Raw genomic sequence first — 9779 nt, 5'->3', positions numbered from 1 at the left:
TTCGGGGAGCGATTTACGCAAGCCCGCTGATCACGGGTTGTTCAACCGCCTCGCCCACAAAAATGCGGACAGGTCCGGCCGCATCACCGCAACCAGCACCGATGGCATCAACGGCAGCCAGTTGTACGCCGTCACGCGTCTGCTCGATACCGCAACCGAATCGATCACGTCGTTGTCGACGTCGACGTCCACCGGTCTGTCGACCACCAACAGCAACCTCACCTCGCTGTCGACTTCCACCTCGACCAGCATCGGCTCGCTGTCCACCGGCCTCAGCACGACCAACAGCAACCTGACGTCGTTGTCCACCTCGACGTCCACCGGCCTGTCGACCGCCAACAGCAACCTCACCTCCCTGTCGACTTCCACCTCGACCAGCATCGGCTCGCTGTCCACCGGCCTCAGCACGACCAACAGCAACCTGACGTCGCTGTCCACCTCGACGTCCACCGGCCTGTCGACCGCCAACAGCAACCTCACCTCGCTGTCGACTTCCACCTCGACCAGCATCGGCTCGCTGTCCACCGGCCTCAGCACAACCAACAGCAACGTGACATCGCTGTCCACCTCGACGTCCACCGGCCTGTCGACCGCCAACAGCAACCTCACCTCGCTGTCGACCTCCACCTCGACCAGCATCGGCTCGCTGTCCACCGGCCTCAGCACGACCAGCAGCAACCTGACATCGCTGTCCACCTCGACCTCGACCGGCCTGTCGACCGCCAACAGCAACCTCACCTCGCTGTCGACTTCCACCTCGACCAGCATCGGTTCACTGTCCACCGGCCTCAGCACGACCAACAGCAACGTCACGTCGCTGTCCACCTCGACCTCGACCGGCCTGTCGACCGCCAACAGCCAGATCACCTCCCTGTCGACCTCGACCTCCACCGGCATCGGTTCGCTGTCCACCGGCTTGTCGACGACCAACAGCACTCTCACCTCGCTGTCGACCTCCGCCTCCACCGGCATCGGCTCGCTGTCCACCGGCCTCAGCACGACCAACAGCAACATGACATCGCTGTCCACCTCGACCTCGACCAGCATCGGCTCCCTGTCGACGAGCCTCAGCTCGATCACGACCAACACGACCAATCTCGGCACGAGCACCGCCGAGGCGCTCGGCGGCGGCACGACCTACGATCCCGCCACGGGCAAGATCTCGTCGCCGTCGTACGTCACCTACAACAACGACGGCACGACCACCACCAACCAGAACGTCGGCGCCGCGGTCGACAACATCAACGCGAAGGGCATCAAGTACTTCCACGCGAACTCGACTGAGGCGGACAGCGAAGCCACCGGCGAAAACAGCGTCGCGATCGGCCCGAACGCGAAGGCGAACCTCGCCAACTCGGTGGCGATCGGCAACGGCGCGACGACTTCGGCCGCGGTCGGCGTCTCGTCGTCGAGCGTCGGCGGCGTGACCTTCGGCGGCTACGCCGGCGCGAACCCGATCGGCACCTTCAGTGTCGGCGCGCCCGGCCAGGAGCGCCAGGTCACCAACGTCGCCGCCGGCCGTGTGAGCGCCGACAGCACGGATGCCGTCAACGGCAGCCAGCTGTTCGCGACCAACAGCCATGTCGCCTCGCTGTCGACAAGCCTGAACACGACCAACAGCAATGTCGCGTCGCTGTCCACCGGTCTGTCGACCACCAACAGCAACGTCGCGTCGCTGTCGACCTCGACCTCGACCAGCATCAGCTCGCTGTCCACCGGCCTGTCGACCACCAACAGCAACGTGACATCGCTGTCGACCTCCACCTCGACCGGCATCAGCTCGCTGTCCACCAGCCTGTCGACCACCAACAACACGGTGAATTCGCTGTCCACGAGCGTGACGAACATCAACAACCAGATTTCGAACCTGTCGACGTCGGTCACGAGCAACTCGGGCATCGCCGCCGACTCGAAGGGCGACGGCACGGATCGTCCGACCGTCACCGCCGGCTCGAACTCGGTCGCGATCGGCTCGAACTCGAATGACGGCGGCCGCAACAACGTTGTGTCGGTCGGCAGCGCGGAGCAGCAGCGCCAGATCACCAACGTCGCGCCCGGCACGCAGGGCACCGATGCGGTGAACCTGAACCAGTTGAACGGCTCGGTCGCATCCGGCGTGAGCCAGGCGAACAACTACACCGACCAGCGCTTCAACGACACCAACCGCGCCATCAACGATGTCGCGAAAAACGCTTACTCGGGTATCGCCGCCGCGCTCGCGATGCCGAACCTCACGCCGTCGGCCCCGGGCCGCACGGTGGCCGGGGTCGGCGTCGGCAGCTACAAGAGCGGCAAGGCGGTCGCCGTCAGCGTCACGCACCGCTCGGAAAACGGCCGCTGGCTCGTGAACGGCGGCGTCGCGGCGACGTCGAGCGGCGACACGGGCGTGCGCGCGCAGGTCGGCTACGAGTGGTGAGATCGCACTGCGCCGTCGCGCGCAACATTGATCTGGATCAATGCGGCGCGACGCACGCTTTCTAGACTGACAACGAGAGCAGGCGCGCCGCACGGCGCGCCTGGCAGTTCTCGTGCCTTCACGCCCGGCCTCCGGGCGTTTTTTATGCCCGTCGCGCGGGCTCCGGCCCATCGCGCAGCAGCAACACCGGACGATCGGCGAGCCGCAACAACGATTCGGCGACGCTGCCGAGCAGCAGTCGCCGCAGGCCATGACGCCCACGCGTGCCCATCACGATCAGGTCCGCGTCGAATTCGCCCGCGGTCCGCATCAGCACGGTCGCCACGTCCTCGCCGTAGGCATCGAGCGCGCGCACCGACCCCTTCACCCGATGGCGTTCGAACTGCGCGCGCGCCGCTTCGAGCGCCGCCGTCGCGACCTCGACGGCCCGATCCCGATCGTCTCCGGCCTCGGCGAAGCCGGATTCGACATCGACCAGCTGCGACCGATGCTCGACGACGCACGCCGCGGTAATCATTCCATCGCCGGCAACGGCGATCCTGATCGCTTCATCAAGCGCAACCTGCGCACTGTGGCTGCCGTCGACCGCCACGAAGATCCGTTTGTACATAAGCCTCTCCCGATTCGGAAAAACCGCGTGGAACGCGTTCCACCAGCAGTCTCGCGCGCCGCCCGCCCGGCCTGCTTGACCCGCATCAAGCCTCCGGAACACACGTGCGGCATCGATACGCACGCCCCCGCGCAGGACGCGGGTCTGGTTCCGATTGGCAAAAAACAAGTAAAACGCGCACAATTTCACATTGTCCATTCAGGACGGGACCCCGGCTCGCGCGCCGCGACAGACGCCGGACCACCGGCGCCGGGTTCCGTCATCGTAGAGATTCATGACCGCTAGCGGAACCTCTTCCCGACACGGCGACGCGAGCACCACGGACGCCGCGCGTGTTTCGTGGCTGCACGCCCGTCCCGCGTCGATCACACTCGTCGCGTTCGCGCTCGGCGCGGCGGCCTCGCTCGGCGTGGCCGGCTTCGTCGAAGCGCGCTGGCAAGCCGCCGCGCATGCCCGCTTCGAGCGGCGCGCCACGCACCTGACCGAAGCCCTGCGCCGCGAGCTGAGCGCGGGAGCGGCCGCGCTGGACGGCGCGCGCGGCGCGCTCTCGCTCGTCCGCGCACCCGGCCAGGACGCCTGGAACACCTACGTCTCGACGCTCGATCTCGACGGCAACCGCACGCCGGTGCGCGCGCTCGGCTTCGCCGCCGCGCGGCCCGGCGCGACGGCGGCGGGCGGCCCGCCCAGCGCGCTGCCGATCAGCGTCACCCGCTTCGCGCCGCCCACCGTCGAGCTGCCCGCCGACATGGGCGCGCGCGACGCCGGCGCGCTCTGGCGCGCGGCCGACACCGGCCAGGTGGCGCTCGCGGTCCGCGACGCGAGCGACGGCCATCCGGCCGCGCTGACGCTGTTCCTGCCGGTCTACCGGCCGGACAGCGTGCCGGTGTCGCGCGAGGTGCGCCGCGCGGCGCTCGAAGGCTTCGTGTTCGCCTCGCTGAACGTGCGCCGCGTATTCGAGCAGGCGAGCGCCGACGAGCGCGGCATCGGCATCAGCGCCTCGCGCGCCGGCGACCTCACGCCGCTGTTCGCGGCCGACGCCGGCACCGACGATATCGCGATGCCCGGCCGGCAGTGGCGCCAGACCGACGTCCTGCGCTTCGGCGGCGACACGCTCACGCTCGCCTACACCGCCGACATCCGCGCGGGCACGGCGGGCGCGGCCGACCTGTGGACCGCGCTGGTCGCGGGCGGCCTCGCCGGTTCGGCCGTGCTGGCCGCCGCGCTCTATCAGATCGTGCGTCGCCGCGCGACCGTCGTCGTCGACGCGCCGGGCTCGCTCAACGAAGCCCGGATGATGGGCATCATCCGCTCGTCGATGGAAGCGATCATCACGATCGACGAAGCACAGACCGTCGTGATCTTCAATCCGATGGCCGAACGCGTGTTCGGCGTATCGGCGATGGAAGCGATCGGCGCGCCGCTGTCGCGCTTCATTCCCGAGCGCTTCCGGGGCGCGCACGCGAAGCACGTCGAGCAGTTCGGCGTGACCGGCGTATCGGAGCGACAGATGGGCCGGCAACGCGTGCTGTTCGGCCAGCGCGCGAGCGGCGAGGAATTTCCGATCGAGGCGTCGATCTCGCAGATCCGCGAAGGCAACGGCAAGCTGTACACCGTGATGCTGCGCGACATCACCGCGCGGCTGCGCGGCGAGGATGCGCTGCGCCAGTCGCGCGAGGAGCTGCGCGAGCTGTCGGCGAACCTGCAGAACGTGCGCGAGGAAGAAAAGACCCGCATCGCGCGCGAGCTGCACGACGATCTCGGCCAGCAGCTGACCGCGCTGAAGATGGACCTGTCCGCGCTCGAGCACGCGCTCGCCCACCCGGCGCCGGGCGCCACGCCCGCCGTGCCCGAGCAGTTGCGCGGCATGCATCGGCTGATCGACTCGACGGTGGCGTCGGTGCGGCGCATCGCGGCGGATCTGCGCCCGGTGATGCTCGACGACCTCGGGCTCGTGCCCGCGATCGAATGGCTCGCGCAGGATTTCACGAACCGCTACGGCATCGAGGTCGAACGCGACATCGAGCCCGGCGATACGGCATTCAACAGCAACGGCGCGACCACCCTGTTCCGGATCGTCCAGGAGGCGCTCACCAATGTCGCGCGTCACGCGGACGCGACGGAGGTGGCGCTCGCGCTGACGATCGACGAGGGCAACTGCACGCTGCGCATCGCCGACAACGGCCGCGGCGCGCCGGACGCCGACGCCGCGCCGCGCCGCCTGGACAAGTCGTTCGGCCTGATCGGCATCCGCGAACGCGCGCACATGCTGGGCGGCATGGTGACGATCGATACCGGCCGCGACCGCGGCTTCTCGATCACGGTCACGTTCCCGCTGCAATCGATCCAACAGGAAACGTCGCCTTCATGATCCAGGTCCTACTCGCAGACGATCACGCGCTCGTGCGCGACGGTCTGCGCCATATTCTGCGCAGCGCCACCGGCTTCAACGTCGCGGGCGAGGCGTTCGACAGCACCACCACCATCGCGCTCGTGCGTTCGACGCCGGCCGACGTGCTGGTGCTCGACCTGTCGATGCCCGGCCGCAACGGCGTCGAGCTGATCAAGCAGATCAAGGACGAGAAGCCCGCGCTGCGGATCCTCGTGCTCACCATGCATGCCGAGCAGCAATACGCGGTGCGCGCGTTCCGCGCCGGCGCGTCGGGCTACCTGACCAAGGAAAGCGCGAGCGCCGAGCTGGTCGGCGCGGTCACGAAGGTGGCGTCGGGCGGGGTGTACGTCAGCCTCGCGATGGCCGAGCGCTTCGCGCAGAGCCTCAACGAGCCCGCCGACACGCTGCCGCACCACCGGCTGTCCGACCGCGAATTCGACGTGTTCCGCCGCATCGCGGTCGGGCAGACGCTGTCGGAAATCGCGCAGGAGCTGTGCGTGAGCGCGAAGACCGTCAGCACCTACAAGACGCGGATCCTGGAGAAGATGCAGATGCCGCATGAAGCGGCGCTCGTGCGCTATGCGTTGCGGCACAAGCTGGTCGATGACGTGGATGAGGGTTGAGGGGCGCCGCGCGGCCGCTTCACGCGCGATCGCTCCCATGATGTGAGGCGCCGGCCGCGGCCCTGGAGTGATCTCCGCGTCTCCCTACCGTATCGCCCGCTGATGGCGTGGTCCGCTTCGCGTGCGGCGTACCTGCTGCTGCCCCTTTCGCGCGCGCCGATGCGCCGATCCGAGCCCGTTCACCGGGCGCGCCGCGCACCGCCCGGCAACGCATTCGTCACGCGAAACCCGAGGGAAGGCGCGCCGCGCCCCAGGTTCCGCGCATTGCCGAAAGCCGCATGCCCCCCGGACAGGCGCGCGGTCGCACGTCACCCCTCGCCCCGCCGCGCCTCTTCCGCCAGCCCCACGATTTCCGCCGTCGTCATGATGCGCGCGTAATCCATTGCAAGATTGCTAAGCGACAACGCGTGGATCTCCTCCGCGCGCCACAGCCTGCCCGCCAGATCGCACCGGTCGAACGTGAACGCGCCATCCGAGGCGACCACGGTCTCGAAACCGAGGTTGCCTGCCGAGCGCGCGGTCGATTCCACCGAGTTGTTCGTGATCACCCCCGCGATCACGAGCTGCGCGATGCCGCGCTCGCGCAGCCGGCGCTCGAGCCCCGTCGCGACAAAGGCATCCGGCACCTGCTTCTCGACCACCTGTTCCGACGCCCGCGGCATGAACGCCGCCTGGAACAGCGCGCCGGGCTGCCCCGGCCAGAACACCGAGTCCGGATCGCGCGACACATGGCGCACGTGCACGACGGGCCGCGCCGTCCGCCGCCAGCAGACGAGCAATTCGCCGATCCGCTCCTCCGCATCGGGCTGGTTGCGCCGCCCCAGCTTCGGGTGATGAATGCCCTGCTGGAGATCGATCAACAACAAGGCGGCATTCGCATCGAGGCGCGCGGGCTGGTTCATGTCGGCATGTCGCGAATGGGTCGCGTGTGGTCGGATCGGGATGCCGCGATTGTAGCGTTCGTTCTCCGGAATACACCGTACTTGCGATCATGCGCGCCGCCCTGCACAATCGCAGCACATTTCCCCCGCCGACGCCGCCATGACTCATGCCTCACTCGCTACCGGCGTCCTCCTGGCCGCGGGCCTCGGCACCCGCTTCGATCCGAGCGGTGTGCACAGCAAGCTCCTCGCTCCGCTCGCCGACGGCACGCCGGTCGCCGTCGCCGCCGCGCGCCGGCTCGCGACCGCCGTCGCCGACGTGATCGCGATCGTGCGCCCCGGCGCCGAACGGCTCGCGCTGCTGCTCAACGAGGCGGGCTGCCAGGTGCTCTATACCGCGGACGCCGAGCGCGGCATGGGCGCGAGCCTCGCCGCCGCCGTGCGCGCGAGCGCCGACGCCGATGGCTGGATCGTCGCGCTCGCGGACATGCCGTGGATCGCGCCCGCCACGATCGAGACGCTCGCCCGCACGCTCGACAGCGGCGCGGCCTCGATCGTGGCGCCCGCCTATCGCGGCCAGCGCGGCCATCCGGTCGGCTTCGCCGCGCACCATTACGAGGCGCTCGTCGCGCTCGACGGCGACGCGGGCGCGCGCACGCTGCTCACGACGCACCCCGTCACGCTGCTCGACTTCGACGACCCCGGCGTGCTGCGCGACGTCGACACCCCCGCCGACCTCGCGCCGCCCGCCTCGCCCGCTTGATTCGCGCCTGCGCACGATCGCCCGGCAAAGCGTCCGCCGATTGGCTATAACGGAAAGGATGGCCGTCGCCGTGCGACGGCGCCCCGCGACCTCGGAGACGCCGATGTCCGACCACACCACGCCGCTGCCCGACCCACCCGCCGATCCCACCCGCGATCCGGAAGACGATCCGCTCGCGCCCGGCCATCACGAACGTCCGCAGGAACCGCCCGAAGGCCCCCCCAGCAAGGACCCTGTGTAGTCCCGCAAGCACGCCACGGGTCCGGTCAACGCGACGCCCCAGCTGCCCGCCGTTTCCGCACGGCGTGGCACCATCATGCCCGTTCGTCGCCTAGGGAATTCCCTGTCTGCGCCCGGCCGCGCGCCCGGCCGACAAACAGTGATCCCCATTCGCACCATCGGTGCGGGCCACTCGACTCCTTGCGGACCACCATGCGCAACCTGACTCTGAATCAAAAGCTCGCGTCGATGATCGTCGTTCTGTGGTTGGGCTTGTTATTGATCGGAGCATTGGGCGCATGGCAAAACCGTGCATCGATGATCTCGGACCGCCGCGACCAGCTGGCCGCGCTGATCAATCAGGCCTATCACGTCACCGACCACTACTACAAGCTGTCGCAGCAAGGCGCGCTGTCGGAAGCCGACGCGAAGCGCGAGGCGCTCGTCGCGATCGCCGCGATGCGCTACGGCGGCGACGGCTACATCTCGATCAACGATTCGAAACCCGTGATCGTGATGCATCCGATCAAAACCGAGCTGACCGGCAAGGATGTGTCGGGCATGACCGACCCGGCGGGCAAGCACCTGTTCGTCGAGATCGTCAAGGCGGGCAATCAGGGCGCCTTGGGCTACGTCGAGTACCTGTGGCCGAAGCCCGGCAACGACAAGCCGGTCGAGAAGACCAGCGTGGTCCAGCGCTTCGCGCCGTGGGACTGGTACCTCGTGACCGGCATGTACATGAACGACGTGCGCGCGGCGGTGCTCGCCAGCATCGGCCGCTGGTTCGCGATGACGCTCGTGCTCGGCCTGATCGCGACGGGCCTGATGGCGCTGGTGCTGCGCAGCGTGCGCCGCAGCCTCGGCGGCGATCTCGAGGACGCCGTCAGCACCGCGCGGCGCATCGCGCAGGGCGACCTGACCGCGCACGTCGACGTGCGCCACGAGAACGGCGCGAGCCTGCTCCATGCGCTGCACGCGATGCAGGCGAGCCTCGTCGACATGGTGTCGCGCGTGCGGCTCGGCACCGACAACATCCATGTCGGCGCGAACGAGATCGCGGCCGGCAACACCGACCTGTCGCAGCGGACCGAGGAGCAGGCGGCAGCGCTCGTGCAGACCGCGTCGAGCATGGATGAAATGACCTCCAACGTGCGGCAGAACGCCGACAGCGCCGCACAGGCCGCCGAGCTGGCCGACCAGGCGGCGCAGATCGCGCAGCGCGGCAACGCGGTGGTGGACGACGTGGTGCGCACGATGACCGCGATCACCGACAGCTCAACCAAGATCAGCGACATCATCGGCGTGATCGACGGCATCGCGTTCCAGACCAACATTCTCGCGCTGAACGCGGCGGTGGAAGCGGCGCGCGCGGGCGAACAGGGACGCGGCTTCGCGGTGGTGGCGGGCGAAGTGCGCACGCTCGCGCAGCGTTCCGCGACCGCGGCGAAGGAGATCAAGATCCTGATCGAATCGTCGAACCAGACGGTCGGGCATGGCGCATCGCTGGTCAGCCATGCGGGCGCGACGATGGGGGAAATCGTGCAGTCGGTGCGGCGCGTGAACGAGATCCTCGAGGAGATCAGCCACGCGTCGCGCGAACAGAGCGCGGGCATCGAGCAGGTGAACCGCGCGGTCGGCGAGATGGATCAGGTCACGCAGCAGAACGCGGCGCTCGTCGAGCAGGCGGCCGCGGCCGCGCATTCCCTGCGCGACCAGGCCGACGCGCTGCGCTCAGCGGTCACGCGATTCGCGCTGCCGGCCTGACGGACCCGCGCGGGCGGCCATCGGGCCGCCCGCCTCACCGCCTCACCGCCTCACCGCCTCACCGCCTCACCGCCTCACCGCCTCACCGCCTCACCGCCTCACCGCCTCACCGCC

8 protein-coding genes are annotated in these 9779 nt (G+C 69.0%); 6 read left to right on the top strand and 2 right to left on the bottom strand.

What is annotated here, in order from left to right:
* A partial coding sequence (locus AC1RQF_RS28930) for a YadA family autotransporter adhesin (protein ID WP_492873505.1) occupies positions 1-2416 on the top strand: 2416 nt, incomplete at its 5' end.
* A gap of 142 nt (positions 2417-2558) precedes the next feature.
* Here AC1RQF_RS28930 and AC1RQF_RS28925 read toward each other — a convergent pair.
* On the bottom strand, positions 2559-3026 hold the full coding sequence (locus AC1RQF_RS28925) for a universal stress protein (RefSeq protein WP_273998359.1): 468 nt from the start codon (positions 3024-3026) through the stop codon (positions 2559-2561).
* Between the two features lie 274 nt (positions 3027-3300).
* Between AC1RQF_RS28925 and AC1RQF_RS28920 the strand changes: the two genes are divergently transcribed.
* Together AC1RQF_RS28920 and AC1RQF_RS28915 are read left to right on the top strand one after the other, a co-directional pair.
* On the top strand, positions 3301-5394 hold the full coding sequence (locus tag AC1RQF_RS28920) for a PAS domain S-box protein (protein ID WP_492873503.1): 2094 nt from the start codon (positions 3301-3303) through the stop codon (positions 5392-5394).
* Positions 5391-6038: a response regulator gene (locus tag AC1RQF_RS28915; RefSeq protein ID WP_273996140.1), complete on the top strand. Its 648-nt coding sequence runs from the start codon at positions 5391-5393 to the stop codon at positions 6036-6038. The genes AC1RQF_RS28920 and AC1RQF_RS28915 overlap by 4 nt, the downstream gene beginning before the upstream one ends.
* 308 nt (positions 6039-6346) lie before the next feature.
* Here AC1RQF_RS28915 and AC1RQF_RS28910 read toward each other — a convergent pair whose 3' ends face one another.
* Entirely contained in the window at positions 6347-6940 is a 594-nt protein-coding gene (locus tag AC1RQF_RS28910; protein ID WP_492873500.1) for a cysteine hydrolase family protein, read from the bottom strand.
* A 139-nt stretch (positions 6941-7079) separates the two neighbouring features.
* Here AC1RQF_RS28910 and AC1RQF_RS28905 point away from each other — a divergent pair, with 139 nt between their 5' ends.
* The 3 genes from AC1RQF_RS28905 to AC1RQF_RS28895 all read left to right on the top strand — a co-directional run bounded on the left by AC1RQF_RS28905 (position 7080) and on the right by AC1RQF_RS28895 (position 9665).
* The gene (locus AC1RQF_RS28905; RefSeq protein ID WP_273996142.1) at positions 7080-7682 is read left to right on the top strand and encodes a nucleotidyltransferase family protein; all 603 of its coding nucleotides are present in this window, start codon (positions 7080-7082) and stop codon (positions 7680-7682) included.
* A 103-nt stretch (positions 7683-7785) separates the two neighbouring features.
* The gene (locus tag AC1RQF_RS28900; protein WP_273996143.1) at positions 7786-7923 is read left to right on the top strand and encodes a hypothetical protein; all 138 of its coding nucleotides are present in this window, start codon (positions 7786-7788) and stop codon (positions 7921-7923) included.
* 191 nt (positions 7924-8114) lie between these two features.
* On the top strand, positions 8115-9665 hold the full coding sequence (locus AC1RQF_RS28895; protein WP_492873499.1) for a methyl-accepting chemotaxis protein: 1551 nt from the start codon (positions 8115-8117) through the stop codon (positions 9663-9665).
* Positions 9666-9779 lie beyond the last annotated feature (114 nt).

The sequence above is a fragment of the Burkholderia sp. GW821-FHT14F03 genome, assembly GCF_058803765.1.
This window is presented reverse-complemented; position numbering and strand designations above follow the sequence as displayed.